Source organism: Variovorax sp. MPBD4-3 (assembly GCF_058809745.1).
Window position 1 is genome coordinate 31,494 of record NZ_JBXASW010000005.1, and the last position, 24,985, is coordinate 56,478.

General features: G+C 67.9%; 24 protein-coding genes. 12 read left to right on the forward strand and 12 right to left on the reverse strand.

Annotation, left to right across the window (positions count from 1 at the left end; genetic code table 11):
- Window position 1 precedes the first annotated feature (1 nt).
- Window positions 2-1,327, reverse strand: a complete 1,326-nt coding sequence (locus tag AC1RVW_RS04190; RefSeq protein WP_493198207.1) for a heavy metal sensor histidine kinase — start codon at window positions 1,325-1,327, stop codon at window positions 2-4.
- Window positions 1,324-2,001: a heavy metal response regulator transcription factor gene (locus tag AC1RVW_RS04195; protein WP_081266536.1), complete on the reverse strand. Its 678-nt coding sequence runs from the start codon at window positions 1,999-2,001 to the stop codon at window positions 1,324-1,326. The genes AC1RVW_RS04190 and AC1RVW_RS04195 overlap by 4 nt, the downstream gene beginning before the upstream one ends.
- Before the next feature lie 159 nt (window positions 2,002-2,160).
- Between AC1RVW_RS04195 and czcI the strand changes: the two genes are divergently transcribed.
- The 6 genes from czcI to AC1RVW_RS04225 all read left to right on the forward strand — a co-directional run bounded on the left by czcI (window position 2,161) and on the right by AC1RVW_RS04225 (window position 11,519).
- Window positions 2,161-2,535 (forward strand): cation efflux protein, CzcI family, encoded by a 375-nt coding sequence (gene czcI, locus AC1RVW_RS04200; protein ID WP_493198209.1) that lies wholly within the window; start codon window positions 2,161-2,163, stop codon window positions 2,533-2,535.
- A 95-nt stretch (window positions 2,536-2,630) separates the two neighbouring features.
- Complete coding sequence (locus tag AC1RVW_RS04205) at window positions 2,631-3,995, forward strand: TolC family protein (protein ID WP_493198211.1); 1,365 nt, start codon at window positions 2,631-2,633, stop codon at window positions 3,993-3,995.
- 18 nt (window positions 3,996-4,013) lie between these two features.
- On the forward strand, window positions 4,014-5,363 hold the full coding sequence (locus AC1RVW_RS04210; RefSeq protein ID WP_493198213.1) for an efflux RND transporter periplasmic adaptor subunit: 1,350 nt from the start codon (window positions 4,014-4,016) through the stop codon (window positions 5,361-5,363).
- 10 nt (window positions 5,364-5,373) lie between these two features.
- Window positions 5,374-8,589, forward strand: a complete 3,216-nt coding sequence (locus AC1RVW_RS04215; RefSeq protein ID WP_493198215.1) for a CusA/CzcA family heavy metal efflux RND transporter — start codon at window positions 5,374-5,376, stop codon at window positions 8,587-8,589.
- A gap of 237 nt (window positions 8,590-8,826) precedes the next feature.
- Window positions 8,827-11,085: a catalase/peroxidase HPI gene (katG, locus tag AC1RVW_RS04220; RefSeq protein ID WP_493198217.1), complete on the forward strand. Its 2,259-nt coding sequence runs from the start codon at window positions 8,827-8,829 to the stop codon at window positions 11,083-11,085.
- 161 nt (window positions 11,086-11,246) lie between these two features.
- Window positions 11,247-11,519 (forward strand): hypothetical protein, encoded by a 273-nt coding sequence (locus AC1RVW_RS04225; RefSeq protein ID WP_493198219.1) that lies wholly within the window; start codon window positions 11,247-11,249, stop codon window positions 11,517-11,519.
- A 20-nt stretch (window positions 11,520-11,539) separates the two neighbouring features.
- Here AC1RVW_RS04225 and mog read toward each other — a convergent pair whose 3' ends face one another.
- Both mog and yjgA read right to left on the reverse strand, forming a co-directional pair.
- Window positions 11,540-12,139, reverse strand: coding sequence for a molybdopterin adenylyltransferase (gene mog, locus AC1RVW_RS04230; RefSeq protein ID WP_493198221.1), 600 nt, complete (start codon window positions 12,137-12,139; stop codon window positions 11,540-11,542).
- Window positions 12,136-12,792, reverse strand: coding sequence for a ribosome biogenesis factor YjgA (yjgA, locus tag AC1RVW_RS04235; protein WP_081266544.1), 657 nt, complete (start codon window positions 12,790-12,792; stop codon window positions 12,136-12,138). Before yjgA ends, mog begins: the two co-directional genes overlap by 4 nt.
- A 105-nt stretch (window positions 12,793-12,897) precedes the next feature.
- On the opposite strand from yjgA, the gene pmbA reads away from it, so the two are divergent.
- Entirely contained in the window at window positions 12,898-14,268 is a 1,371-nt protein-coding gene (pmbA, locus tag AC1RVW_RS04240; protein WP_106935009.1) for a metalloprotease PmbA, read from the forward strand.
- A gap of 57 nt (window positions 14,269-14,325) precedes the next feature.
- Here the strand turns inward: pmbA and AC1RVW_RS04245 are convergent, their stop codons facing one another.
- Complete coding sequence (locus tag AC1RVW_RS04245) at window positions 14,326-15,213, reverse strand: LysR family transcriptional regulator (protein WP_493198223.1); 888 nt, start codon at window positions 15,211-15,213, stop codon at window positions 14,326-14,328.
- Between the two features lie 101 nt (window positions 15,214-15,314).
- Here AC1RVW_RS04245 and AC1RVW_RS04250 point away from each other — a divergent pair, with 101 nt between their 5' ends.
- Window positions 15,315-16,073: a sulfite exporter TauE/SafE family protein gene (locus AC1RVW_RS04250; protein ID WP_493198225.1), complete on the forward strand. Its 759-nt coding sequence runs from the start codon at window positions 15,315-15,317 to the stop codon at window positions 16,071-16,073.
- A 7-nt stretch (window positions 16,074-16,080) separates the two neighbouring features.
- Here AC1RVW_RS04250 and AC1RVW_RS04255 read toward each other — a convergent pair whose 3' ends face one another.
- The 6 genes from AC1RVW_RS04255 to AC1RVW_RS04280 form a co-directional block, all read right to left on the reverse strand.
- Window positions 16,081-16,557, reverse strand: a complete 477-nt coding sequence (locus tag AC1RVW_RS04255) for an NUDIX domain-containing protein (RefSeq protein ID WP_493198227.1) — start codon at window positions 16,555-16,557, stop codon at window positions 16,081-16,083.
- On the reverse strand, window positions 16,557-17,006 hold the full coding sequence (locus AC1RVW_RS04260) for a GatB/YqeY domain-containing protein (RefSeq protein WP_081266549.1): 450 nt from the start codon (window positions 17,004-17,006) through the stop codon (window positions 16,557-16,559). Before AC1RVW_RS04260 ends, AC1RVW_RS04255 begins: the two co-directional genes overlap by 1 nt.
- A 109-nt stretch (window positions 17,007-17,115) precedes the next feature.
- Window positions 17,116-17,328 (reverse strand): 30S ribosomal protein S21, encoded by a 213-nt coding sequence (gene rpsU / locus AC1RVW_RS04265; RefSeq protein ID WP_007833691.1) that lies wholly within the window; start codon window positions 17,326-17,328, stop codon window positions 17,116-17,118.
- A 222-nt stretch (window positions 17,329-17,550) separates the two neighbouring features.
- Window positions 17,551-18,756 carry a BaiN/RdsA family NAD(P)/FAD-dependent oxidoreductase gene (locus AC1RVW_RS04270; protein ID WP_493198229.1) on the reverse strand — a complete coding sequence of 402 codons (1,206 nt, stop codon included), beginning with the start codon at window positions 18,754-18,756 and terminating at the stop codon, window positions 17,551-17,553.
- Between the two features lie 11 nt (window positions 18,757-18,767).
- Entirely contained in the window at window positions 18,768-19,559 is a 792-nt protein-coding gene (locus AC1RVW_RS04275; RefSeq protein WP_493198230.1) for a YaeF family permuted papain-like enzyme, read from the reverse strand.
- Complete coding sequence (locus tag AC1RVW_RS04280) at window positions 19,559-20,689, reverse strand: sterol desaturase family protein (protein ID WP_081266551.1); 1,131 nt, start codon at window positions 20,687-20,689, stop codon at window positions 19,559-19,561. Before AC1RVW_RS04280 ends, AC1RVW_RS04275 begins: the two co-directional genes overlap by 1 nt.
- A gap of 146 nt (window positions 20,690-20,835) precedes the next feature.
- Between AC1RVW_RS04280 and AC1RVW_RS04285 the strand changes: the two genes are divergently transcribed.
- Genes AC1RVW_RS04285 through AC1RVW_RS04300 form a run of 4 tightly spaced genes read left to right on the forward strand, consistent with a single transcriptional unit; the run spans window position 20,836 to window position 23,936 of the window.
- Complete coding sequence (locus AC1RVW_RS04285; RefSeq protein WP_285412415.1) at window positions 20,836-21,669, forward strand: transporter substrate-binding domain-containing protein; 834 nt, start codon at window positions 20,836-20,838, stop codon at window positions 21,667-21,669.
- Between the two features lie 10 nt (window positions 21,670-21,679).
- Complete coding sequence (locus AC1RVW_RS04290) at window positions 21,680-22,477, forward strand: amino acid ABC transporter permease (protein ID WP_493198232.1); 798 nt, start codon at window positions 21,680-21,682, stop codon at window positions 22,475-22,477.
- A 1-nt stretch (window position 22,478) separates the two neighbouring features.
- A complete protein-coding gene (locus tag AC1RVW_RS04295) occupies window positions 22,479-23,249 on the forward strand; it encodes an amino acid ABC transporter ATP-binding protein (RefSeq protein ID WP_081266553.1) in 771 nt (256 codons plus the stop codon).
- A 30-nt stretch (window positions 23,250-23,279) separates the two neighbouring features.
- The gene (locus AC1RVW_RS04300; protein ID WP_493198234.1) at window positions 23,280-23,936 is read left to right on the forward strand and encodes an aspartate/glutamate racemase family protein; all 657 of its coding nucleotides are present in this window, start codon (window positions 23,280-23,282) and stop codon (window positions 23,934-23,936) included.
- On the opposite strand, the gene AC1RVW_RS04305 is transcribed toward AC1RVW_RS04300, so the two are convergent.
- Entirely contained in the window at window positions 23,933-24,823 is an 891-nt protein-coding gene (locus AC1RVW_RS04305) for an ABC transporter permease (protein ID WP_493198236.1), read from the reverse strand. The two genes, AC1RVW_RS04300 and AC1RVW_RS04305, sit on opposite strands and share 4 nt — an antisense overlap.
- Window positions 24,824-24,985: the final 162 nt, after the last annotated feature.

Consider the following 24,985-nt stretch of genomic DNA (forward strand, 5'->3'; position numbering starts at 1 on the left):
CTCATCGCTGCAGCGTGAACCCGATGCGCGTCTCGCCGCCCTGGCTGGCCGCGAACACCCGCCCGCCGTGCATGCGCGCGATGGCCTCGACGATCGACAGCCCCAGGCCGTGGTGCCGTGTCGAGCCGTCGCGCGCCTGGGCTGCGCGGTAGAAGCGCTCGAACAGGCGCGGCAGCGCGGCGGGGTCGATGGGCTCGCCGCGGTTGACCACCGCGATGGTGAATTCATCTCCATCGCCAGCAATCTCGATGCGGATGACCGAGGCCGGCGTGGCGAAGCGGATGGCGTTGCCCAGCAGGTTGAACAGCGCGCGCCGTATCAGCGCGGCATCCACGTCGGCCATGGCGTCGCCGGCCACCTCGGCGCGCAGGCCGGCTTCTTCCAGCATGGCGTCGTAGAAGTCGATCACGTCGGCTGCCTGCACGGCCAGGCTGGTCGACGCGCGCGTGCGCATCGGCGTGCCGCGCTCGGCCTGCGACAGGAACAGCATGTCGGTGACGATGCCCGAGAGCCTGCCGACCTCTTCCAGGTTGGACGCGAGCACGGCCTGCAGCTCTTCGTTGCTGCGCTGGCGGGTCAGCGCGAGTTCGGTGGAGCCGATGAGGTTGGCCAGGGGTGTGCGCAGCTCGTGCGCCACGTCGGCGTTGAACGACTCCAGCTGCACGTAGGCGCGCTGCACCCGCAGCAGCAGGGCATTGAATTGGGTGATCCAGGGGCGCAGTTCCTCCGCGAAGTCCATGGCGTCGATCGGCCGGTTGGCCTTGTCCGGCGCCATCGCCGCGGTGCTCTCGGCCAGCCGCTTGAGCGGACGCAGCCCGCGCCGCACCAGCCACATGCCGGTGAACGAGACCAGCGCCGTACCCAGCACCACCGCGCCCAGCAGCGTCCAGGCGAGGCGCCGCAGCAGCCGCACTTCCTGCGCGGTGTTCACGCCGATCTGCACCGACAGCTGCGTGCTGGTGGCGCCCTGCGTCCATGGCACCTCGATGTCGCGCAGCATCCAGCGGCCTCCGACGGCGGGCGTCGACTGGAACAGCGTCTGGCCCGCGTGCGAGATCGACAGCGTCACGTCGTCCTGCATCGAGAAGAAGTCGTCGAGCTTGTGCCGCAGGAAGGGCAGGTCGCCGCCTTTCTCGGCCTCTTTCAGCAGGTGCTGCACCAGCACGGCCTTGTGGTCGAGTTCCTCTTCCTGCTTCTGCCCGAAGTTCCAGGCGGTGACGAGGTAGATGGCAAGGCAGATCACGCTGAGCCCGAACAGGGTCTGCGCGGCGATCCAGAGCGACAGCCGGCTCTGGATGGAGTGCGGCCGGCCTGGGGGCTGGCTCATGCCCAGGAGCGGTCTTCCAGCACGTAGCCCATGCCGCGCACCGTATGCAGCAGCTTCACGTCGAACGGGTCGTCGAGCTTGCTGCGCAGGCGGCGGATGGCCACTTCCACCACGTTGGTGTCGCTGTCGAAGTTCATGTCCCACACCTGCTCGGCGAGCGTGGTGCGCGACAGGATCTGGCCGCGCCGGCGCAGCAGCACCACCAGCAGCGTGAATTCCTTGGCCGTGAGGTCGAGCCGCGCGCGGTTGCGAAAGCACTTGCGGCTGACGAGATCGAGCTCCAGGTCGGCCAGCCTCAGCGTTGTCGATTCCTGCGGCTTGCCCCTTCGCAGCAGCGCCTGAACCCGCGCCAGCAGCTCCGAAAACGAGAACGGCTTGACGAGATAGTCGTCCGCCCCCTGCTGCAGGCCCTGCACGCGGTCTTCGACCTTGTCGCGCGCGGTGAGTACCAGCACGGGCACGTTGCGGGTGCGCCGTATGGCCTGCAGGACGGCGAAGCCGTCGATGCCGGGCAGCATCACATCGAGCAGAACCAGTGCGTAGTCACCCTCGGTGGCGAGGTATTTTCCCTCGATGCCGTCGCGGGCTATGTCGACCACGTATCCGTTCTCTTCGAGCCCCTTTTTCAGGTAATCGCCCAGTTTGGGCTCGTCTTCGATGACAAGAATGCGCATTTCCGAATGGTAACGAAGCACTTTCGCCGCCATGGTTACGTTTTGGTAATCCTATTGACGGACAAGCGCTCGACCTTGTGTCATACATTCCGCGGCGCCTGCAAGCCGCAAGGGCATTGCCGAAGCACTGCCACAGGCCCCCGATATACTTTTTGCTCCATGCGCCGCTGGTTCCTGATCCTCATGCTGTTCCTGCTTCCGTTCCAGCTCGGCTGGGCGGCGGCGTCAGCCTATTGCCAGCACGAGCGCGACATGCAGCCCCAGCACTGGGGGCACCACGAGCACGAAAGCCGCGGCACCGACCGCAGCCACAGCGGCGAGGGCGCGCAGAAGAACTCCAGCACCCAGCCCAATGCCGTCATCGGCGACTGCGCGGTCTGCCATTCGGGCCACGCGCAGCACGTCGAAGGCACGCCGGAGCCCGTGCTGTCCGCGCGGCGCATTGCACAGCCGCTGCGCGTCATGGCCGCCGAGCGCTTCGACTCGCACATCTCCGACGTTCCGGTCCGTCCCGACTGGTCTCTCGCCCTCTGATTCGGCGAGAGAACACACCCGACTTCTGATCCACACCATCAGCTGAGCTCTCGCCGAATTCGTCCGTCCGTTGTTTCGCAACCCAGGAGAATTCGATGCGCACGCTCTTCGTGCCGCTGGCCGTATTGGCCATGGCGGTGCCCCCGGCATATTCACAACAAGTCACGCCGTCCGTTCCGGCCTCGGCCGGTTCCTCTTCGGCTTCGCCGCAGGCGTCTTCGCGCGCGGCCACCAGGACACTGGAGCCCGCGGGCCCGCTGACCCTGCGCAGCGCGGTTGCGATGGCACTGCGCGCCAACCCCGGCCTTGCCGCCGCGTCGCGCGAGCAGGACGCCACCGAGGCCGCCATCGTGCAGGCCGGCGCCTGGCCCAACCCCACGCTGGACGCACAGCTCGAAGACCTGCGCCGCGACAACCGCACCACCACCTTGCAACTGAGCCAGCCGATCGAGCTCGGCGGCAAGCGCGCGGCCCGCGTGACCGCCGCCGAGCGTGCGCGCGACCAGGCCGCGTCCGCGCTGGCGGGGCGCCGCGCCGAGATCCGCGCCGCGACCGTCACCGCCTTCTTCGACGTGCTGACCGCGCAGGAGCGCCTGCGGCTCGCGCAGGATTCCGTGGGCCTCGCGCAGACCGCGACCCGCGCGGCCACCAACCGCGTGGCCGCCGGCAAGGTGTCGCCGCTGGAAGAAACCAGGGCGCGCGTGGCCGAGGCCGGTATGCGCGTGGAGCTGCTGCAGGCCGAAGGCACGCTGCGCTCGGCCCGCCAGCAACTGGCCGCGCTGTGGGGCAACCCCGATCCGCGCTTCACGCAGGTGGAGGGCGCGGTCGACCAGTTGCCCGCGATGGCGGCGTCGCAAGACCTGGGCGTGCGCATTGCCGCGGCGCCCGTGGTGGTGCAGGCGCGGCTCGAGGTCGAGCGGCGCAAGGCACTGTCCGACCTGGAGCAGGCCAAGCGCATTCCCGACGTGACCGTGTCGCTCGGTGCCAAGCGCGTGCCGGCTTCCGACGGCGAGGCCGGCGGCAGCCGGCGCAACCAGGTGGTGGTGGGCCTGTCGGTGCCGCTGCCCATCTTCGACACCAACCGCGGCAACGTTGCCGAGGCCCTGAGCCGCGAGGAAAAGGCGCGCGACGACCTCGCTGCCGCCGAGCTGCAACTGGGCACCGAGGTGGCGCAAGCCACCGAACGGCTGCGCTCCGCGCGCGCCACCGCGCAGACGCTGCAGCACGACGCGCTGCCCGGTGCCGAGACGGCGTACAAGGCCGCGACCAAGGGCTTCGAGCTGGGCAAGTTCAGCTTCCTGGAGGCGCTGGATGCCCAACGCACGCTGTTCCAGGTGCGCGCGCAGTACCTGCTCGCGCTGGCCGACGCACACCGCGCGGCCGGCGAACTCGACCGGCTGCTCGGCAACGAAGGCGACGACATCTCTCCCGTGACACCCGCGGCGCCCGTGGCGCGCTGACAAGCAAGGCAACAGATCATGAACACAGAAAACCGCGGCTCGTTCAAAGAACGCGTCGGCAAGAAGCAGTGGATGGCGATCGTCGTCGTCTTCGTGGTGGGCCTTGGCGCCGGCGCGCTGATCCTTCGCTCCGCGCCCGTGAAGCCGGAGGCCGCAGGCCACTCGGAAGAGGCCGGCCACGGCGACGGCGAGCACCACGAAGAAGGCAAGGCTCGCGGCAAGCGGGAAGCCAAGGACCACGACCACAGCCACAGTGAAGCCAAAGGCCACGCCGACACCGAGCACCACGAGGAAGGCAAGCAGGAGGCTAAAACAGAGCCCGCCGGCCACGAGGAAGAGGAAGAAAAGATCGCCTTCACCGACGCGCAGATCAAGGCCGCCAACATGACCATCGAAAGCGCGGGCCCCGCGCGCATCAAGTCGTCGCTGCAACTGCCCGGCGAGATCAAGTTCAACGAAGACCGCACGGCCCACGTGGTGCCGCGCGTGGCGGGCGTGGTCGACAGCGTGTCGGCCAACCTGGGCCAGGAGGTCAAGCGCGGCCAGGTGCTGGCCGTGATTTCGAGCCCGGCGCTGTCGGAGCAGCGCAGCGAGCTGCAGTCGGCGCAGCGCCGGCTCGCGCTGGCGCGCACCACCTACGAGCGCGAGAAGAAGCTCTGGGAAGAAAAGATCTCGCCCGAGCAGGACTACCTGCAGGCGCAGCAGCTGATGCAGGAGGCGCAGATCGCCGTGGCCAACGCGAACCAGAAGCTGCTGGCGCTGGGCGCCACGCCATCTTCGTCGGCGCTGGGCCGCTACGAGCTGCGTGCGCCCTTCGACGGCATGGTGGTCGAGAAGCACATCTCGCTCGGCGAATCGGTGGGGGAAGCGGTGAATGTGTTCACCATCTCCGACCTGTCGACGGTGTGGGCCGAGATCAGCGTGGCGGCCAACAACCTGAACCTGGTGCGCATCGGCGAGCCGGTGAGCATCCGCTCCAGCGCCCTGGGCCAGACGGCCACGGGCAAGGTGTCTTACGTGGGTTCGCTCATCGGCGCGCAGACGCGCACCGCCACCGCGCGCGTCACGCTGACCAACCCGCAGCGCGTGTGGCGCCCGGGGCTGTTCGTGAACGTCGAGCTCGTGGCCTCCGAAGTGGATGCGCCCGTGACGGTTTCGGCCGAGGCGGTGCAGACCGTGGAAGACAAGCCCACCGTGTTCCTGCGCGTGCCCGGTGGCTTCGTGCCGCAGCATGTGCAGACCGGGCGCAGCGACGGCCAGCGCATCGAGGTCACCAGCGGCCTCAAGCCCGGCGCGGCCTATGCCGCCAGCGGCAGCTTCGTCGTGAAGTCGCAGCAGGGCAAGAGCTCCGCCACGCACACCCACTGAGGAAGCCCGCATGTTCGAACGCATCATCCGCTTCTCCATCGAGCAGCGCTGGCTGATCCTGCTTGCCGTGCTGGGCATGGCGGCGCTGGGCATCTTCAGCTACCAGAAGCTGCCCATCGACGCGGTGCCAGACATCACCAACGTGCAGGTGCAGATCAACACCGCCGCGCCCGGCTACTCCCCGCTGGAGACCGAGCAGCGCGTGACCTACCCGATCGAGACCGTCATGGCCGGCCTGCCGGGGCTGCAGCAGACGCGCTCGCTGTCGCGCTACGGCCTCTCGCAGGTCACCGTGATCTTCAAGGACGGCACCGACATCTACTTCGCGCGGCAGCTCGTCAACGAGCGCATACAGTCGGCGCGCGAAAGCATGCCCAGCGGCATATCGCCGGTGATCGGGCCCATCTCGACCGGCCTCGGCGAAATCTATCTCTGGACCGTGGAAGCGGAAGAGGGCGCGAAGAAGGCAGACGGCAAGCCCTATTCGCCCACCGACCTGCGCGAGATACAGGACTGGATCATCAAGCCGCAGCTTCGCAACGTGGCGGGCGTGACCGAGATCAACTCCATCGGTGGCTACGCCAAGGAATTCCAGATCGCGCCCGACCCGGCCAAGCTGCTGGCCCACGGCCTCACCATGACCGACGTGGTCACCGCGCTGGAGCGCAACAACGCCAACGTGGGCGCGGGCTACATCGAGAAGCGTGGCGAGCAATACCTCATCCGCGCGCCGGGGCAGGTGAAGTCGGTGGAGGACATCGGCAACGTCATCCTGGGCAACGCCGGCGGCATTCCGCTGCGCGTGCAGGACGTGGCCGACGTCGGCATCGGCAAGGAACTGCGCACCGGTGCCGCCACCGACAACGGCCGCGAAGTGGTGCTGGGCACGGTGTTCATGCTGATCGGCGAGAACAGCCGCACCGTGTCGCAGGCCGTCGATAGGAAGATGCAGGAGATCAACCGCACGCTGCCCGCCGGCGTGAAGGCGGTGACGGTGTACGACCGCACGGTGCTGGTCGACAAGGCCATCGCCACGGTGAAGAAGAACCTGTTCGAGGGCGCGGTGCTGGTCATTGCGATCCTGTTCCTGTTCCTCGGCAACATCCGTGCGGCGATCATCACCGCGCTGGTGATTCCGCTGTCGATGCTCTTCACCTTCACCGGCATGGTGAACCAGAAGGTCAGCGCCAACCTCATGAGCCTGGGCGCGCTGGACTTCGGCATCATCATCGACGGCGCGGTGGTGATCGTGGAGAACTGCGTGCGAAGGCTGGCCCATGCGCAAGCCCACAAGGGCCGGCCGCTGACGCGCAGCGAGCGCTTCCATGAAGTGTTCGCGGCCTCGCAGGAGGCGCGCCGGCCGCTGCTGTTCGGCCAGCTCATCATCATGATCGTGTACCTGCCGATCTTTGCGCTCACGGGCGTGGAGGGCAAGCTGTTCCACCCGATGGCCTTCACCGTGGTGATCGCGCTGCTGGGCGCGATGATCCTGTCGATCACCTTCATCCCCGCGGCTGTGGCGCTGTTCATCGGCAACAAGGTGAGCGAGAAGGAAAACCGCCTGATGGTGTGGGCCAAGCGCGGCTACGAGCCGCTGCTGGCGCGCGTCATGGCCGCCAAGCCGCTGGTGATCACCACCGCGGTGGTGGCGGTGGTGCTGTCGGGCCTGCTGGCCACGCGCCTGGGCACCGAGTTCGTGCCCAGCCTGAGCGAGGGCGACTTCGCCATCCAGGCGCTGCGCATTCCGGGCACCAGCCTCACGCAGTCGGTCGAGATGCAGAAGCAGCTCGAACGCACGCTGAAGCAGAAGTTTCCCGAGATCGAGCGCATCTTCGCGCGCACCGGCACGGCCGAGATTGCTTCGGACCCGATGCCGCCGAACATTTCCGACGGCTACATCATGCTCAAGCCCGAGAGCGAGTGGCCCGCGCCACGCCGCTCGCGCGCCGAGCTGCTGGCGGCGGTGCAGGAAGAAGTCGAGAAGCTGCCGGGCAACAACTACGAGTTCTCGCAGCCGATCCAGCTGCGCTTCAACGAGCTGATCTCCGGCGTGCGCAGCGACGTGGCGGTGAAGATTTTCGGCGACGACATGGACGTGCTCAACAAGACCGCGGCCGAGGTGTCGCAGGCGCTGGGCAAGATCCCCGGCGCGGCCGAGGTGAAGGTCGAGCAGACCACCGGCCTGCCGATGCTCACGGTGAACATCGACCGCAACAAGACCGCGCGCTACGGCCTGAACGTGGGCGACGTGCAGGACGCGATCTCGGTCGCGGTGGGCGGGCGCGAGGCGGGCACGCTGTTCGACGGCGACCGCCGCTTCGACATCATCGTGCGCCTGCCCGAGAACCTGCGCACCGACCTCGAGGCCATCAAGCGCCTGCCAGTGGCGCTGCCCAAGGGCGCCGGCGCGGAAGGAGCACGCACCAGCTTCATCCCGCTGGGCGAAGTGGCCACGCTCGACATTGCGCCGGGCCCCAACCAGGTGAGCCGCGAAGACGGCAAGCGCCGCATCGTGGTGAGCGCGAACGTGCGCGGCCGCGACCTGGGCTCATTCGTGGCCGAGGCCGAAGAGGCCATGCGCAAGGTGAGCATTCCCTCCGGCTACTGGACCGTGTGGGGCGGCCAGTACGAGAACCTCGCGTCCGCCACGCAGCGGCTGCAGATCGTGGTGCCGGTGTCGCTGCTGCTGGTGTTCACGCTGCTGTTCGCGATGTTCGGCAACCTCAAGGACGGGCTGCTGGTGTTCACCGGCATTCCGTTCGCGCTCACGGGCGGCATCGTCGCGCTGTGGATGCGCGGCATACCGCTGTCGATCTCTGCGGCGGTGGGCTTCATAGCGCTGTCGGGCGTGGCGGTGCTCAACGGGCTGGTGATGATCTCCTTCATCCGCAACCTGCGCGAGGGCGGACTGCCGCTGGACGCGGCCATTCGCGAAGGCGCGCTCACGCGGCTGCGGCCGGTGCTGATGACCGCGCTGGTCGCGTCGCTGGGCTTCGTGCCCATGGCCATCGCCACCGGCACGGGCGCCGAGGTGCAGCGGCCGCTGGCCACCGTGGTGATCGGCGGTATCCTTTCGTCGACCGCGCTGACGCTGCTGGTGCTTCCGCTGCTCTACCGCATCGCGCACAGGCGCGACGAAGACGAGGTGCGGCAGGAAGAAGACGCACGCGAGCAGAACCACGGCGCGCCGCTCGACCCAGTACCGCAAGGACCCCATGGCACATGAGCATTCGCACGCCGCAGCGCCCTGCGTGATGCCACTCGGCTGCTGGGGGGGCGATCGATTGCGGCGGGGCGGGCGATGGGGCTATAAAGCTCGCGTCCGCACGGCAGAGACCGCATGGCGAACGACCGCAACGGCCAGCTTGCGCTATCGCTGGAATTGAGTGCTTCTATTCGCCCCACGGCTGCTTCTGTCAGAGAATTTGCCCCATCCCCTCGCAGCACAAAACCAGGAGTTCCCATGAGCAGTGACAAGACCGAAGCCAAGTGTCCCTTCAGCCAGGCAGCAGGTGCCGGCACCACCAACCGAGACTGGTGGCCCAGGCAGCTGCGTATCGATCTGCTTCACCAGCACTCGTCGAAATCCGATCCGATGGACAAGGACTTCGACTACGCCGCGGCGTTCAACAGCCTCGATCTTGCAGCGGTGAAGAAAGACCTCGCCGCGCTGATGACGGACTCGCAGGACTGGTGGCCGGCGGACTTCGGCCACTATGGCCCGCTGTTCATTCGCATGGCATGGCACAGCGCGGGCACCTACCGCATCGGTGACGGACGCGGCGGCGCCGGTCGCGGCCAGCAGCGCTTCGCGCCGCTGAACAGCTGGCCCGACAACGTGAGCCTCGACAAGGCACGGCGCCTGCTCTGGCCGATCAAGCAGAAGTACGGCAACAAGATTTCATGGGCCGACCTGTTGATCCTCACGGGCAACGTCGCGCTGGAAACGATGGGCTTCAAGACCTTCGGCTTCGCGGGCGGCCGTGCCGATGTGTGGGAACCCGACCAGGACGTGTACTGGGGCCGCGAGACCACCTGGCTCGGCGGGGACATCCGTTACTCGCAAGGTTCGCCGGGCGTCGAGAAACCCGGCGCTGTGCTCGTGAAGGACGACGACAGCAAGGTGCCGCACACACGCGACCTCGAGAACCCGCTGGCCGCCGTGCAGATGGGCCTGATCTACGTGAACCCCGAAGGTCCGGACGGCAACCCCGATCCGCTCGCCGCGGCACGCGACATCCGCGACACCTTCGCGCGCATGGCCATGGACGACGAAGAAACCGTGGCGCTCATCGCCGGCGGCCACACCTTCGGCAAGACGCACGGCGCGGGTCCGGCAACCAACGTCGGCCATGAGCCCGAGGCAGCGGACATCGAGGCCCAGGGCCTGGGCTGGAAGAGCAGCTTCGGCACCGGCAAGGGCGGCGACACCATCACCAGCGGCCTGGAAGTCACCTGGACCACCACGCCCACGAAGTGGAGCAACAACTTCTTCGAGAACCTGTTCGGCTTCGAATGGGAACTCACCAAGAGCCCGGCGGGCGCGCACCAGTGGGTGGCCAAGGGCGGCGCCGGCGCGGGAACCATCCCGGACGCGCACGACCCGTCGAAGCGCCACGCGCCGACCATGCTCACCACCGACCTGTCGCTGCGCATCGACCCGGCGTACGAGAAGATCTCGCGCCGCTTCCTTGCGAACCCCGACCAGTTCGCCGATGCATTCGCCCGCGCATGGTTCAAGCTCACGCACCGCGACATGGGCCCGCGCGCACGCTACCTCGGCCCTGAGGTACCGGCCGAAGAGCTGATCTGGCAAGACCCGATTCCCGCCGTTGACCACGCGCTGGTCGATGCGCAGGACGTGGAGGCGCTCGCGAAGAAGGTGCTGGCCTCGGGCCTCACGCCGGCGCAGCTCGTCTCGACGGCATGGGCGTCGGCGTCGACCTTCCGCGGCTCCGACAAGCGGGGCGGCGCGAACGGCGCGCGCATTCGCCTGGCGCCCCAGAAGGACTGGGCAGTGAACGAGCCGGCGCAACTGGCCAAGGTGCTGCAGGTGCTCGAAGGCATCCGCGATGAGTTCAACGCATCGCAGCAGGGCGGCAAGAAGATCTCGCTGGCCGACCTGATCGTGCTGGCCGGCGGCGCGGGCGTGGAGCAGGCCGCGCGCAATGCCGGACGCGAACTGAAAGTGCCGTTCTCGCCGGGGCGTGCCGACGCGTCGCAGGAGCAGACCGAGGTGCAGTCCTTCGAGCCGCTGGAGCCGGTGGCCGACGGTTTCCGCAACTACACGAAGGCGCGGTTCAGCGTGCCGGCGGAAGTGCTGCTCGTCGACCGGGCGCAACTGCTGACGCTGACCGCACCGGAGCTGACCGTGCTCATCGGCGGCCTGCGCGTGATCGGCGCCAATGTCGGCCAGAGCCAGGACGGCGTCTTCACCAGGAAGCCGGGCACGCTGACCAACGACTTCTTCGTGAACCTGCTCGACATGGGCACGGAGTGGAAGGCTGTTCCGGCCGGCAACGAGAAGTACGAAGGCCGTGACCGCAAGTCGGGCGAGCTGAAGTGGACCGGCACGCGCGCCGACCTGGTCTTCGGCTCGAATGCGCAGCTGCGTGCCGTTGCCGAGATCTACGCGAGCTCGGACGCACAGGAGAAGTTCGTGAACGACTTCGTGGCCGCGTGGACGAAGGTGATGAACCTCGACAGGTTCGATCTGAACTGAGCCTGAAAAGCCCCCGGCGCGTTGCGGCGGGGGCTGCCGATTCGCGGACAATCGGCTCGATGGTCAGCTACGACAAGTCTTCCGCACGCACCACAGCCACCGCCGAGCCGCGCGCTTCACAGCGCCGCCGGGTCCATGGCGGCTCACCTTCACATCCGCCCATGGCGTTCGACGTCGGCCCCGTGGCCGAGCCCGCCGTGCCCAGTGCGCGGACCTGGCGCTCCACAGTGGTGGGCATGTCGCTCGGGCTGGGCATCGTGCTGGCGCTGTCCATGAAATGGCTCATGAGCTACCAGATCGACAGCGCCGAAGAGCGCCGTGTGCAGCAGAAGGCCGCGCGTGCCGCGGCCGCGCGCTGCCACGAGCAGGCATCGCACGCGGCGGTCAGTGCGTGCCTGAAGGACGTGGAGGCCAGGAGCCTTCCGCCGCAGTAGCGGCCGTTGGTCCGCGCCGCTCAGGCGCGTGTGCGGATGGCCGACTTCGGCCTGAAGGCCTTGCAGACCGAATCGTCGGTTTCCAGGTACGGCCCGCCGATCAGGTCGATGCAGTAGGGCACCGCCGCGAAGATGCCGGGCACCAGCTGCGCGCCGTTCGCGTCCTTCAGTCCCTCGAGCGTTTCCGCGATCGACTTGGGCTGGCCCGGCAGGTTGATGATCAGGCTCTTGTCGCGGATCACCGCCACCTGCCGCGACAGGATCGCGGTCGGCACGAAGCGCAGGCTGATCTGGCGCATCTGCTCGCCGAAGCCGGGCATTTCCTTGTGGGCGACGGCCAGCGTGGCCTCGGGCGTCACGTCGCGCAGGGCGGGGCCGGTGCCGCCGGTGGTCAGCACCAGCGAGCAGCCGGCATCGACCAGCTCGACCAGCGCAGCGCTGATGCGCGCGGCCTCGTCGGGAATCAGCCGGGGCTCGAATTCGATGGGGTTCTTCAGCGCCTTGCCCAGCCATTCCTTCAGCGCGGGCAGTCCCTTGTCTTCGTAGGCGCCGCTGGAGGCGCGGTCGCTGACCGAGACGACGCCGATGCGGACCAGCTCGAAGGCGGCTTCCGCGCTCATGCGTCCTCTTCCCGGTCTTGTTCCGCCGCGGCGGCTGCGTGGTCGTCGCCGCCGTGCACCGCCAGCTGTGCGCGCACCAGCTGGAAGATCTCGCGGTAGGCCTTGCCCTGGCGGGGCGCTTCACCGGCCGGGCCGGTCTTCATGTCCTTGCGGGCCTGGCGCACCAGGGCGCGCAGTTGCTGGGAGTCGGTGGCGGGGTGGGTTTCGATCCAGCCGCCGAGGGCGTCGTCGTCGGCAATCAGCCGGTCGCGCCAGCGCTCGGCCTCGTGCAGGGCGGCGGTTTCGGCGGCCGGCACGCTGGCCTGCTCCGACAGGGCCTGCCTGACGGCTTCCAGCACCTCGGGCTCGAGCTTGCGCATGAGCTTGCCGATGAACTGCATCTGGCGGCGCTTGCCCTCGAAATTGGTGATGCGCTTGGCCTCGGCGATGGCGTCGACCAGCTTCTCGTCGAGCGGGAGCGCGTCGAACAGGCCGGCGCGCAGCGTGAGCAGTTCGCCGCCCAGTTTCTGGAGTTCGTCGCTCTCGCGCTTGAGGTCGGTGCGGCTGGCGTCGTCGGTGCCCTTGAGCTCGCGCTTGAGCTCCAGGTCGAGCTCGCTGCCTTCGGCGACGAACTGGCCACGGACGAAATAGCCTTTTTTGGGTTTGCGGGACATGGGATGGATTCTGGGCCGCACCGCGAGGCGTTGCAACGCATGCAATGCGCGGTGGGAAGCAGGGGGTAAACGGGGATTGGGGGGCGCAAGTATCATAGCCACCACATGACGACATCCTCCTCGCGCGCCGATTCCGGCTTCGCCTACAGCCGTTCCTTCTTCGAAAACCTGGTCGACTCGGCCTTGGCGCACGCCAAGAAGCTCGGGGCGACCGATGCCGGCGCCGAGGCGTCCGAGGGCTGCGGCCTGAGCGTCTCCGTGCGCAAGGGCGAGCTCGAGAACGTCGAGCGCAACCGCGACAAGTCGCTGGGCATCACGGTCTACGTGGGCCACCGCCGCGGCAACGCCAGCACCTCCGATTTCTCCGAAGCCGCCATCGAGCAGACCGTCCAGGCGGCCTACGACATCGCCCGCTTCACCGCCGAAGACCCGGTGAGCGGCCTGCCCGACGAGGATGACATCGCCAAGGAACACCCCGAGCTCGACCTGTTCCATCCCTGGGACGTGACGAGCGAGCAGGCCGCCAGGCTGGCGCTGGAATGCGAAGCGGCCGCCCTGTCGACCGACAAGCGCATCACCAACAGCGAAGGCGCGGGCGTCTCGGCCCAGCAGAGCCACTTCTTCAGCGCCCACACGCACGGCTTCCGCGGCGGCTACGCCAGCTCGCGGCACTCGATTTCGGTGGCGCCCATCGCCGGCAAGGGCGACGACATGCAGCGCGACGCCTGGTACAGCTCCATGCGCTCTGCCGACGAACTGGCCAGCCCGCAGGCCGTGGGCCGCTACGCCGCCGAACGGGCGCTGAGCCGCCTGAAGTCGCGCAAGATCAAGACCACCGAATGCCCGGTGCTGTTCGAGTCGCCCCTGGCCGTGGGCCTGCTGGGCGGGCTGGTGCAGGCCGTGAGCGGCGGGGCGCTGTACCGCAAGAGCAGCTTCCTGCTCGATTCGCTGGGCAAGCCCGTGCTGCCCAAGCACATCGACGTGGCCGAAGACCCGCACGTGATGCGCGGCAAGGGCAGCTCGCCCTTCGACGACGAAGGCGTGACCACCCGGGCGCGCAAGGTGGTCGATGCCGGCCGCCTCGAAGGCTACTTTCTCTCGACCTATTCGGCCCGCAAGCTGGGCATGAAGACCACCGGCAACGCCGGCGGTTCGCACAACCTGACGCTGAGCTCGCGCCTCACCAAGCACACCGACGACCTCGACGCCATGCTCGCCAAGCTGGGCACCGGCCTGTTCGTGATCGAGCTGATGGGCCAGGGCGTGAACTACGTGACCGGCGACTACTCGCGCGGCGCCAGCGGCTTCTGGGTCGAGAAGGGCAAGATCGCCTTCCCGGTGCAGGAGATCACCATCGCCGGCAACCTGAAAGACATGCTCATGGGCATCGAGGCCATCGGTGCCGATGCCTACACCTTCGGCGCCAAGACCACCGGTTCTGTGCTGGTGAACCGCATGAAGGTGGCCGGCGCCTGAGGTCCTGGGTCAACCGGGTCGGGCTTCTTCCGCGGCCCGACGCGGCCTGGCTGGTTCTTAAGCCGGCGCGATCAGGTGCTCGAGCATGCGCCTGGCATTGAGCGGCAGCTCTTCCGACGAGCGCACGCAGGCCATCAGCGTGCGCTCGGCCCATTTGTCCGCAAGCGAGGCGCGCGCGATCTTCATCGAGCGGGCACAGCGCTCGGCGGCCGTCTGCGGCACGATGCCCACGCCGATGCCGTATTCGACCATGCGGCACACCGCCTCGAAGTTGCGCACGCGAACCCGGTAGGCGAGGTGCTTGCCGAGCGCGCGCACATGCTGGGTGATCAGCTGCTGCAGCGCGCTGTCGGCGGGCAGGCCCACGAATTCGTTGTCGACCACCTCGGCCAGCTTCAGCCGCCTGCGACCGGCCAGCGCGTGGCCGCGCGGCATGACGAGCACGAGGTCGTCACGGCGGAAGGTGTGGCATTCGAGGCCTTCGCTGTCGATGGCGTCCGAGACGATGCCGATGTCGCACAGGCCGGCGCGCAGCGCTTCCACCGTGTCGGGGCTGGCGCGTTCTTCCAGGTCGACCGAGATGCGCGGATGCTGCGCGAGAAAGCGGCTCAGCACTTCGGGCAGGTGCTCGGTCAGCGCCGAAGTGCCGCACATGAAGCGCACGTGGCCCTTGAGGCCCTGGCCGTATTCGCCGAGTTCGCCGCGCAGCCGCTCCATCTGCTGCAGCACGACGCGCGCATGATGCAGCAGCGTGCGGCCGGCCTCGGTGGCGCGCACGCCCTGTGCATGGCGCGTGAGCAGCGGGGTGCCCAGAGCGTCTTCCATGCCGCGCACCCGCTGGCTGGCGGAGGCCAGTGTCATGTGCGAGCGGCCGGCGCCGCCAGTGAGGCTGCCGGCCTCGACCACGTTGAGGAACAGCCGCAGGTCGGTGAGATCGAATCGCATGATCCGCCGGAGTGTGCACCAGGAGCCTCAGGCCCAGCCTGAGGCCGGCTGCGCGAATGCCGCATTTCCGGGCGCAGGCTTCCCCGGCAGACTCGGCCGCCATGACGATGCCGACGAACGACGCCATGAGCTTCTGGGCCGCCGCCACCGCGGTGTACCTGCTGGCCGGGGTGCTCAAGGGCGTGGTCGGCCTCGGGCTGCCGACGGTGTCGATGGGGCTGCTGGCGCTGTGGATGTCGCCCGTGCAGGCGGCGGCGCTGCTGATCGTGCCGTCGCTCGTCACCAACATCTGGCAGACCGGGCCGCGCGAGACCTTCATGCCGGTGCTGAGGCGCATCGGCGGCATGCAGCTGGGAGTGGTGATCGGCACCTTGGGCGGGGCGTTTTGGCTGGGCGTGCCGCCGGGGGCCTGGGCTTCGTTCGCGCTCGGGGTGGCGCTGGTGGTCTACGCGGTCTGGGGGCTGACCGGGCGTCAGCTCCATGTGAGCGACGCGCGGGCGCGCTGGCTGGGGCCGGTGGTGGGCATCGTCACGGGGCTGGTGACGGCGGTGACCGGGGTGTTCGCGGTGCCGGCGGTGCCGTACCTGCAGGCGCTGGGGTTCCAGCGCGATTCGCTGATCCAGGCGATGGGGATCTCGTTCACTACCTCGACGGTGGTGCTGGCCGTCGGGCTGATCGGAAACGGGGGCTATCCGGTGTCGGCGCTGGGCGGCTCGTTCGCGATGCTGGTGCCGGCCATCGGCGGCATGGTGCTGGGGACCTGGCTGCGGCGGCGGCTGCCGGTGGCCGTGTTCAAGCGCTGCTTCCTGATCGGGCTGGCGCTGCTCGGGCTCTATATGGCCGCGCGCGCCGGGCTGTGAGCCGTTGTCAGGCTGCGAGCAGCAGCGCGGCGCGGACGCGCTCGATGGTCTGGCGGTAGGGCAGGGCGAAGTCGTCCAGCGCGTCGCCGGCTTCGAGCCAGCTGAACAGGAACACCAGGCCTTCCTCTTCGGGGCTGCCCGTTGCCGTGTGCGTGAAGCTCTCGGGCAGCGGGCTTTCGGCACGCATCAGGAACAGGTGCCACAGCTGCGGGTGGCGATGGGTGTTGCCTTCGACGCCGGCCTCGCATTCGCGGTCCAGCGTGCCCAGCGACTGCAGAGGGCCGCGGTGGTCGATGCCCGATTCCTCGAGCAGTTCGCGGCGCACCGCCACCTCGGGCGCTTCGCCGGGCTCGATGGTGCCCTTGGGGAGCTGCATGTTGCCATCCTCGGGATGGCGGAACACCAGCAGCCGGCCCCGTGCGTCGACCAGGCAGGCGCAGGCCTTGGGAATGGCGACGGAGCGGCTGCCGGTGTTCATCGGCATCAGGCGCCCGTCAGAGCGGCCTTGACCGCTGCGCTGACCTGGCCCATGTCGGCCTTGCCGGCGAGGCGGGTCTTGACCACGCCCATCACCTTGCCCATGTCGCCGGGGCCGCTGGCGCCCAGCTCGGCCACGATGGCCTTCACCGCGGCCACCGTTTCATCGGCGCTCATGCGCTGGGGCAGGTAGACCTCCAGCACCTTGATCTCGGCGGCTTCCTTGTCGGCGAGGTCGGCGCGGCCGCCGGTGGTGAAGGCGGCGATCGAGTCCTTGCGCTGCTTGACCATCTTGTCGACGATGGCGACGACCATGGCGTCGTCGAGCTCCACGCGCTCGTCGACTTCCTTCTGCTTCATGGCGGCCAGCAGCAGGCGGATGGTGGCCAGGCGCTCGGAGTCCTTGGCGCGCATCGCCGTCTTCATGTCTTCGGTGATCTGTTCTTTGAGTGTCATTCGGCAACCTTTCGGAAAAAACAAAAGCCGCGGCAGGTTTCCCTGGCGCGGCTGAGGCAACTGGGCGGCGGTGCTGACTTTCGTCTGGAGCCGGCCGCCGGGGCGTTGCTTAGTACAGCTTCTTGGGCAGCTGCATGCTGCGCACGCGCTTGTAGTGGCGCTTGACCGCGGCGGCCTTCTTGCGCTTGCGCTCGGCGGTCGGCTTTTCGTAGAACTCGCGGGCACGCAGGTCGGTCAGCAGGCCGAGCTTTTCGATGGTGCGCTTGAAACGGCGCAGTGCGACGTCGAAGGGCTCGTTTTCTTTAACGCGGATGGTGGTCATTGATGAATCGTTGAAATGAATTTGGCCTGGAGAGATCGAGGCCCCAAGCCGGGGTTCCTCAACTGAAAACTGTTTGCGGCCGTTGAGGGGAGGCCAGAGTTAGCCCGCGATTATAGCACTCCCCCAGGCTGCGCGCACTTCGTGTCGCTTCGCCTTCCCCCTCGCCGGGGGCGGCACCTGTGGCCCGGCGAAGCCGGTTCCACGGTGCCCTGGCGAATAGGGTCAGAGGGCCGTCGCGCATGCATGTGCGCTCGCCCACGCCCATTGGAAGTTGTATCCGCCCAGCCAGCCTGTGACATCGACCACTTCGCCGATGAAAAACAGCCCGGGCTGCTTCGATTCCATGGTCTGGGACGACAGGTCGCGTGTGTCGACGCCGCCGGCCGTGACCTCGGCTTTTTTGTAACCTTCGGTGCCGCTGGGGGTGATCTGCCAGCGGGCGATGCGCTCCGACAGCGCGGCCAGCGCCTTGTCGGCGGCCTCGTTCACGGGGCGCTGCAGTGCCGGGTCCTGGCCGACCCAGGCGTCGGCCAGGCGCGAAGGCACCAGGGCGGCCAGTTCGTTGGCGATGCGCTTTTTCGAGCGCAGCTTGGCTTCGCCCAGCGCCTGGGCCACGTCCACGCCGGGGGCGAAATCCAGCGTCAGCGGGGCGCCGGGCTTCCAGTAGCTCGAGATCTGCAGCACCGCCGGGCCTGAAAGCCCGCGGTGGGTGAACAGCAGGTCTTCGAGAAAGGCCATTTTTTCCTTCTTGGCCCCCGTTTCGATGCGCACCGGCAGCGCCAGCCCGGCCAGCCCCGCGTAGGGCTCCCAGGCTTCGCCGCCGAAGGTCAGCGGCACCAGCGCCGGCCGCGGCGTGACCACGCGCAGGCCGAACTGCTCGGCGATGCGGTAGCCGAAATCGGTGGCGCCGATCTGCGGGATCGACAGGCCGCCGGTAGCAACCACGATCTTCGGTGTCTCGACCGGACCCCGGCTGCTCTCGATTCGATAGCTGCCTGAGCCCGTCAAGGCGATGTTCCCGATCTTGCACGGCTGCCACCGTTCGACGCCACCCGCCGCGCATTCGGCCAGCAGCATGTCGACGATCTGCTGCGAGGAACCGTCGCAGAACAGCTGCCCCTTGTGTTTCTCGTGGAAGGCGATGCCGTGCTTCTGCACCAGGTCGATGAACTGCTGCGGCGCGTAACGCGACAGAGCAGAGCGGCAGAAATTCGGGTTGTCGCCGATGAAGTGGCGCTGCGGCGCCCGCACGTCGAGGTCGCGATTGGTGAAGTTGGCGCGCCCGCCGCCCGAGATGCGGATCTTCTCGCCCACCTTCTCGCTGTGGTCCACCACCAGCACCTTGATCCCGCGCTGGCCCGCCACGCCGGCGCAGAACAGCCCGGCAGCGCCGGCACCGATCACGACGACGTCGAACCGGTGGGACACGTCCGCCGCGCTCAAGGCCCATCCGCCGCGAGCAGCGGCGGCGGGTTGTATTTCAGGTGGCCCACGTAGCGCAGCGGCTGCGTGGCGGCGATCGAGGGAACGTCGCCTTCGCGCATGTGCAGCAGGTCGGCCGGGCTCACCCAGCGCGGGTCGGCGCGGGTGATCGGCAGGCCGGCCTGCCTGTAGGCCTCCAGCACGAACTGCGAGCAGAAGAACTGGTCGTTGCGGCTCGCGCCCAGCTGCACCATCGCCATGCCGCTCATGCAGTAGCTGCTGACGGCCTCGGGCATGAGCGGCAGTTCGCAAAGGCGGCGGTTGAGCACGAAGGGCGCGTTCAGCAGCACGCCCACGGTGTTGTAGCGCGTGCCGACCTGCGACATCGCCCATTCGCGCAGGCGTGCGGCGCCGGCGGCATCGACGCCCGGCACACGAAAGGCCACGACCATCTGTTCCTCGTCGACCACTTCGGCCAGCGGCCGTGCGCGCACGCCGGTGCCCACGGCTTCGGCGATCTGGCCGTCGCCGAGGTACAGCACCGCGTGGCTCACCGGCGAGAAGGTGCCCAGCCGGATGCCGAACGAATTGACCGTGGCGATGGAGGTCAGCAGGATGTCGCCCGGCTCCAGCGCATCGGCCGCGATGAGCTCGCCGCCATTGCCCGGCGCGATGACTGAGCTTTGCACGCGCAGGCGCAGCCCGGCGTCCTTGGAGGGCAGGTCGAGGCGGGTGGCGCAGGCCGTCAGCATGAGCAGTGCGGCGCTCGCGGCCGCCAGGGCCGCGCGGGTCTTGAAGGCAGCGCGCATCAGCCCTTCCAGACGAACGGGAACTTCAACTGCTTGAAGAAGCCGTTGGGCACGTAGTCGCCCAGCACGCCGTATTTTTCGGGCCAGAGCTTGGTGCTCTTCACGGCCGTGCCGAAGATGTAGTCGAGGAAGGCGTAGTGCGCCGCATAGTTCTTGTCGAGCGCCTCGATGTCCTGGCTGTGGTGCCAGTGGTGGAAATTGGGCGTCACGATCAAATAGCGCAGCGGGCCGAGCCGCACGCTCACGTTGCAGTGGTTGAACACCGCCTGGAAGCCGACCACCACGATGTAGGCGTCGATCACTTCCTTGCTGAAGCCCAGCACGTAGATGGGCGCCAGCACCAGCGTGCGGGTGATCAGCAGCTCCAGGATGTGCTGGCGCGAGCCGGCCATCCAGTCCATGCTCTTCACGCTGTGGTGCACCGCGTGCAGGCGCCACAGCACGGGCACCTCGTGGTAGGCGCGATGCGTCCAGTACTGCACCAGGTCGGCCACCAGGATGATCAGCAGCAGCCCGGCCCAGAACGGCAGGTTGCCGACCCAGCCGCGGATGCCGTCGTTGGCGGCCCAGCCGAAGAGCTTGTGCACCAGCAGGTTGGTGGCCAGCAGCACGAAGCCCACGATCATGTGGTTCACCACGAAGTGATGGAAGTCGGTCTGCCACTCCTCGCGGAACACGGGCTGGTCCTTGCGCAGCGCGAACAGCTTCTCGATGAAGATGAAGATCAGCGACGAGCCCAGCAGGTCGAGGATGAACCAGTCGAGCCCGATGTACGGCGTGTGGTCCGCGAAGTCGTGCACCGGCACCTTGTGCCCGCCCAGCAGCGCCGACGCAACCACCAGCAGGAACGCGGCCGACGACAGCCAGCGCGAGCGGTTGAAGATGATGTTCACCAGCGACAGCCCGCCCGAGATGACCAGCGCCGTCAGCAGGATGATGCGCATCACGTCGACGTTGTAGCTCTTGCGCAGCTCCGGCGTGGTGAGGTACTGCGGAAAGTGGAACGCGAGCACGCCCAGGAAGCACAGGATGGCCAGGCTCAGGGCGATCGTGCCCGTGACCAGCCCCTGGCCGCGGCGCAGTTCGCCATGGTTGTTGGTGAATTCGTTGAGTTTGTCGATGTCGAGCATGGGACCCCCTCAGGGTTGCGTTGTGCTTGTTGTGCGGCGGATTTTAGGTCGCGCGGTGTTTTTCGACGAGGCGGCTCGAGCGCAACTAAACCTTGGAACCAATCGCTTACCTTTGTATATTGGCAAGCCAATTGCTTGGAGTGCTCGTGACCATCAAACAGAAATTCATTCGGGCCCTCGTGGCTGCCGTTGCCGCCTGCACCATCGGGCCGGCTTTTTCCCAGGACCAGGAAAGCTCGCTCGCGCGGGTGCAGCGCACCCATGTGCTGCGCGTGGGGGCCATCGCCGGCGCCATTCCGTACTTTGCCAAGGACCCCGGCACCGGCAAGTGGGAGGGCTTCGGCCCCGACTTCGGCGAGAGCCTGGCCAAGAGCCTGGGCGCCAAGGTCGAATACGTCGAGACCACCTGGGGCAACGCGGTGCTCGACCTGCAGTCCAACAAGATCGACGCCATGTTCGGCCTGGCCCCGTCGCCGCAGCGCGCGGCCATGGTCAACTTTGCCGACACGCTGTTCGAGAACACCTACACGGTGGTCTGCAAGAAGGGCGTGCCGCAGAAGAGCTGGGAACAGCTGAACACGCCGGAGACCAAGATCGTGGTGGACATCGGCTCCAGCCATGACCAGCTGGCCCAGCGCGTGCTGCCCAAGGCCGACGTCACCCGCCTGGAGAATTCCGGCGCCGCCACCATGTCGCTGCAGGCCGGCCGCGCCGATTGCCAGGTGCTCGTGATCCTGCTGGCCGAGCCGCTGCTGGCCAAGCGCCCGGGCCTGGGCACGATGTACATCCCGCAGCCGGTGTACACCGCGCCCGTGAGCATCGGCCTGCGCAAGGACTCCGACCCCGGCCTGCAGAAGGCGGTGAACGCCTGGCTGGCGCAGGAGCGCAGCAAGGGCGCGGTGCGCAGCGTCATCCTGAAGAACATGGAAAAGCTCGCGGGCGTGCCGGCCAGCGCCTTCCCGCCTGAAATCAAGTTCTGAAGGGGTCGCCATGGACCTCGAGGATCCGACGAGCGAGCCCAGGGGCCGCTCCCGGCTCGGCACGGCCGTGCTGCTCGCCTGCGTGCTGGCGGGCGTCTGGGCCGCCGTGCGCCATTTCTCCGGCGGTGCCTCCGGCACGGCCTACGACTGGGACTTCAGCGTGCTCTGGAGCTACCGGCGGCTGCTGCTCATCGGCCTGGCCTACACGCTGGTGTTCACCGTCGTGTGCGTGGTGCTGGGGCTCCTGATCGGCCTGGTCACCGGGCTGGGGCGGTTGTCGCGCAACCCGTGGGTGTCGGCGCCGATCCGCGCCTACATCGAGGTGTTCCGCTGCACGCCGGTGCTGGTGCAGCTGGTGTGGTTCTACTACGCGCTGCCGGTGCTCACCGGGCTGGAGATCTCGGCCGTTGCGGCCGCCACGCTGTGCCTTTCGCTCTACGGCGGTGCGTTCTATTCCGAGATCGTGCGCGGCGGCATCATTTCCATCGACAGCGGGCAGGTCGAGGCGGCGCGCGCGCTCGGCATGACGCGCATGCAGCTCATGCGCCGCGTCGTGCTGCCGCAGGCGTTCAAGCGCATGGTGCCGCCGCTCATGAGCCAGTCGATCATGCAGCTGAAGAACACCTCGCTGCTGTCGGTGCTGGCCGTGCCCGACCTGCTCTACCAGGGCCAGGTGATCGCGCATGAAACCTACCGGCCGCTGGAGCTCTACACCTTCATCGCGGTCGCCTACTTCGCGGTGCTTCTGCCCGTCACCATCTGGGCCAAGCGCATGGAATTCGGCGCGGGCGCCAAGGAAGAAACCTGAGATGCCCGCACCCCTGATAGAGATCAGCCAGCTCAAGAAAGCCTTCGGGCAGAACGTGGTCCTGAAGGACATTTCGCTGCAGGTGGAGCGCGGCCAGGTGGTCGCCATCATCGGACCCTCGGGCTCGGGCAAGTCGACGCTGCTGCGCTGCATCAACCTGCTGTCGGTGCCCAACGCCGGGCGCATCACGGTGGGCGAGCAGAGCATCGAGTTCAACGGCGTGCACACCACGCTGCCCAACGAGCGCGCGCTGGCGCGCTTCCGGGCGTCGACGGGCATGGTGTTCCAGCATTTCAACCTCTTCCCTCACATGACGGTGCTGCGCAACGTGATGGAAGGGCCGGTGACGGTGCTGAAGACGCCCAAGCCGCAGGCCGAGGCCGAGGCGCGCGCGCTGCTCGCCAAGGTGGGCCTGCTGGACCGCGCCGACTACTTTCCCGACAAGCTCTCCGGCGGCCAGAAGCAGCGCGTGGCCATTGCGCGTGCGCTGGCCATGAAGCCTGCCGTCATGCTGTTCGACGAAGCCACCTCCGCGCTGGACCCTGAACTCGTCGGCGAGGTGCTCGGCGTCATCAAGGGCCTGGCCAGGGAAGGCATGACCATGATCCTGGTGACGCACGAGATCGGCTTCGCGCGCGAGGTGGCCGACCAGGTGATCTTCATGCGCGACGGCGTGGTCGCGGAAAGCGGACCGCCGCAGGTGGTGATCGACAACCCGAGGCAGGCGGCGACGCAGGCTTTCCTGGGCCGCTTCAAGGGTGCGGCGGCATAGCGCAGAGGGCGTGCTGTGACAAGCGATGCCATGCCGTTCCTCGGCGTGCTGATGCTCGACACGCGCTTCCCGCGGCCGCCGGGCGACGTGGGCAATCCGGCGACTTTCGAGCGGCACGGCATTGCGGTGCGCCGGCTCGTGATCGAGGGTGCTTCGCCCGAGCGCATCGTGAAGGAGGCCGACCGCTCGCTGCTGCAGCCCTTCGTCGACGGCGCGTTGCGGCTGGCCGGGGAGGGCGCGGCCATGCTCACCACCAGCTGCGGCTTTCTGGCGGCGTACCAGCAGGTGCTGGCCGGCGCGGTGCGGGTTCCCGTCGTCACGTCGAGCCTGCTGCAATGCCGCGAGTTCGCGCGCCCCGGCATCCTGACCTTCGATGCGGATTCGATGAGCCGGGCCATCCTGGACGCGGCCGGTGTGCCGCGGGGCACGCCGGTGCAGGGCGTGCAGCCGGGCTGCGAGTTCCACCGGCGCATCCTGAACAACGAGGAGCATCTCGATCTGGCGGAAGCCGAGCGCAACGTGGTCGATGCCGCGCGTCGGCTGGTGGCGCTTCATCCGGAGGTGGAAGACATCGTGATGGAGTGCACCAACATGCCACCTTACCGCGAGGCCGTCGGCCATGCCACGGGCCGGCGTGTGCACGACATCGAGACGCTGCTGGCTGCCCGGTGGGCAGCCCTCGGCTAGCGTTTGCGGGTGGAGCGCCGGCGCAGCATGGCGGCCGAGCCCAGCGCCACGGCCATGACCAGCAGCGACACGACGGTGGTCACCGTGCCCAGTGCGTAGATCGACGGCGTGGTGACGGTCGAGGTCAGGCCCTGCAGTTCGAGCGGCAGGGTGTTGACGTCGCCGATGGCCTGCGAGGTGCGGGCGATTTCGTCCCACGACAGCGTGAAGCCGAACATGCCGATGCCCACGATCGAGGGGCCGATCAGCGGGAGCACCACGAAGCGGAAGCTCTGCCACGGGGTGGCGCCGAGGTCGCGGGCGGCTTCTTCGTAGGCCGGGTTGAAGCGGTTGAACACGGCGAACATGATGAGCAGGCCGAAGGGCAGCGTCCATGTCAGGTGCGCGCCCAGGGCGGAGCTGAACAGGCCGAGCGCGGTGCCGTAGCCTTCGAGCAGGGTGGTGGCGTCCATGGCTGTCAGCAGGCTCTTGATGCCGGTGTCGAGGAGCCGGAACTGCAGGCCGATGCCGAGCGAGATGATGATCGACGGCATGATGAGGCTGGCGACGGTGACGAAGAAGAGGGCGTTGCTGCCCGCGAGCTTCTTGCGGAATGCCAGGCCGGCCAGTACCGACAGCACGACGGTGAAGGCCATGACCACCGCGCCCAGCGCGAGCGAGCGCCTGAAGGCCGCGCCGATGTCCACCGTGCCCAGCCCTTCGGCCAGTTTGTAGAACCAGTGCAGCGAGACACCGCGCAATGGAAAGGTCAGGCCGCCCTCGGGGCCCTGGAAGCTGAGCACGAAGATCGTGATCATCGGGCCGTAGAGGAAGAGGACGAAAAGTCCGAATACGGTTGCCAGTGGCCAGAAGCCTGGGGAGCGTTGTTCGCCTATGCGGTGAGTCATTTGTTGTTGCGCTCCATTCGGGTGTGTGCACAGGCCACCGGGTACTCCCCTCCGCGAATGTCCCCCGCCCTTCGGGCTCCTCCTTTATTTCGCTGCGGGGAGCACCCGGCGCCCTGCGCACGGCAAGCGCTCTGCTTGTGCCGGAGGACATTCGCGGAGCAA

What these genes read in the sequence shown, in the direction of transcription:
- AC1RVW_RS04190 (WP_493198207.1), bottom strand. Translation starts at nt 1,327, where the DNA reads ATGAGCCAGCCCCCAGGCCGGCCGCACTCCATCCAGAGCCGGCTGTCG.
- AC1RVW_RS04195 (WP_081266536.1), bottom strand. Translation starts at nt 2,001, where the DNA reads ATGCGCATTCTTGTCATCGAAGACGAGCCCAAACTGGGCGATTACCTG.
- czcI (WP_493198209.1), top strand. Translation starts at nt 2,161, where the DNA reads ATGCGCCGCTGGTTCCTGATCCTCATGCTGTTCCTGCTTCCGTTCCAG.
- AC1RVW_RS04205 (WP_493198211.1), top strand. Translation starts at nt 2,631, where the DNA reads ATGCGCACGCTCTTCGTGCCGCTGGCCGTATTGGCCATGGCGGTGCCC.
- AC1RVW_RS04210 (WP_493198213.1), top strand. Translation starts at nt 4,014, where the DNA reads ATGAACACAGAAAACCGCGGCTCGTTCAAAGAACGCGTCGGCAAGAAG.
- AC1RVW_RS04215 (WP_493198215.1), top strand. Translation starts at nt 5,374, where the DNA reads ATGTTCGAACGCATCATCCGCTTCTCCATCGAGCAGCGCTGGCTGATC.
- katG (WP_493198217.1), top strand. Translation starts at nt 8,827, where the DNA reads ATGAGCAGTGACAAGACCGAAGCCAAGTGTCCCTTCAGCCAGGCAGCA.
- AC1RVW_RS04225 (WP_493198219.1), top strand. Translation starts at nt 11,247, where the DNA reads ATGGCGTTCGACGTCGGCCCCGTGGCCGAGCCCGCCGTGCCCAGTGCG.
- mog (WP_493198221.1), bottom strand. Translation starts at nt 12,139, where the DNA reads ATGAGCGCGGAAGCCGCCTTCGAGCTGGTCCGCATCGGCGTCGTCTCG.
- yjgA (WP_081266544.1), bottom strand. Translation starts at nt 12,792, where the DNA reads ATGTCCCGCAAACCCAAAAAAGGCTATTTCGTCCGTGGCCAGTTCGTC.
- pmbA (WP_106935009.1), top strand. Translation starts at nt 12,898, where the DNA reads ATGACGACATCCTCCTCGCGCGCCGATTCCGGCTTCGCCTACAGCCGT.
- AC1RVW_RS04245 (WP_493198223.1), bottom strand. Translation starts at nt 15,213, where the DNA reads ATGCGATTCGATCTCACCGACCTGCGGCTGTTCCTCAACGTGGTCGAG.
- AC1RVW_RS04250 (WP_493198225.1), top strand. Translation starts at nt 15,315, where the DNA reads ATGACGATGCCGACGAACGACGCCATGAGCTTCTGGGCCGCCGCCACC.
- AC1RVW_RS04255 (WP_493198227.1), bottom strand. Translation starts at nt 16,557, where the DNA reads ATGCCGATGAACACCGGCAGCCGCTCCGTCGCCATTCCCAAGGCCTGC.
- AC1RVW_RS04260 (WP_081266549.1), bottom strand. Translation starts at nt 17,006, where the DNA reads ATGACACTCAAAGAACAGATCACCGAAGACATGAAGACGGCGATGCGC.
- rpsU (WP_007833691.1), bottom strand. Translation starts at nt 17,328, where the DNA reads ATGACCACCATCCGCGTTAAAGAAAACGAGCCCTTCGACGTCGCACTG.
- AC1RVW_RS04275 (WP_493198230.1), bottom strand. Translation starts at nt 19,559, where the DNA reads ATGCGCGCTGCCTTCAAGACCCGCGCGGCCCTGGCGGCCGCGAGCGCC.
- AC1RVW_RS04280 (WP_081266551.1), bottom strand. Translation starts at nt 20,689, where the DNA reads ATGCTCGACATCGACAAACTCAACGAATTCACCAACAACCATGGCGAA.
- AC1RVW_RS04290 (WP_493198232.1), top strand. Translation starts at nt 21,680, where the DNA reads ATGGACCTCGAGGATCCGACGAGCGAGCCCAGGGGCCGCTCCCGGCTC.
- AC1RVW_RS04295 (WP_081266553.1), top strand. Translation starts at nt 22,479, where the DNA reads ATGCCCGCACCCCTGATAGAGATCAGCCAGCTCAAGAAAGCCTTCGGG.
- AC1RVW_RS04300 (WP_493198234.1), top strand. Translation starts at nt 23,280, where the DNA reads ATGCCGTTCCTCGGCGTGCTGATGCTCGACACGCGCTTCCCGCGGCCG.
- AC1RVW_RS04305 (WP_493198236.1), bottom strand. Translation starts at nt 24,823, where the DNA reads ATGACTCACCGCATAGGCGAACAACGCTCCCCAGGCTTCTGGCCACTG.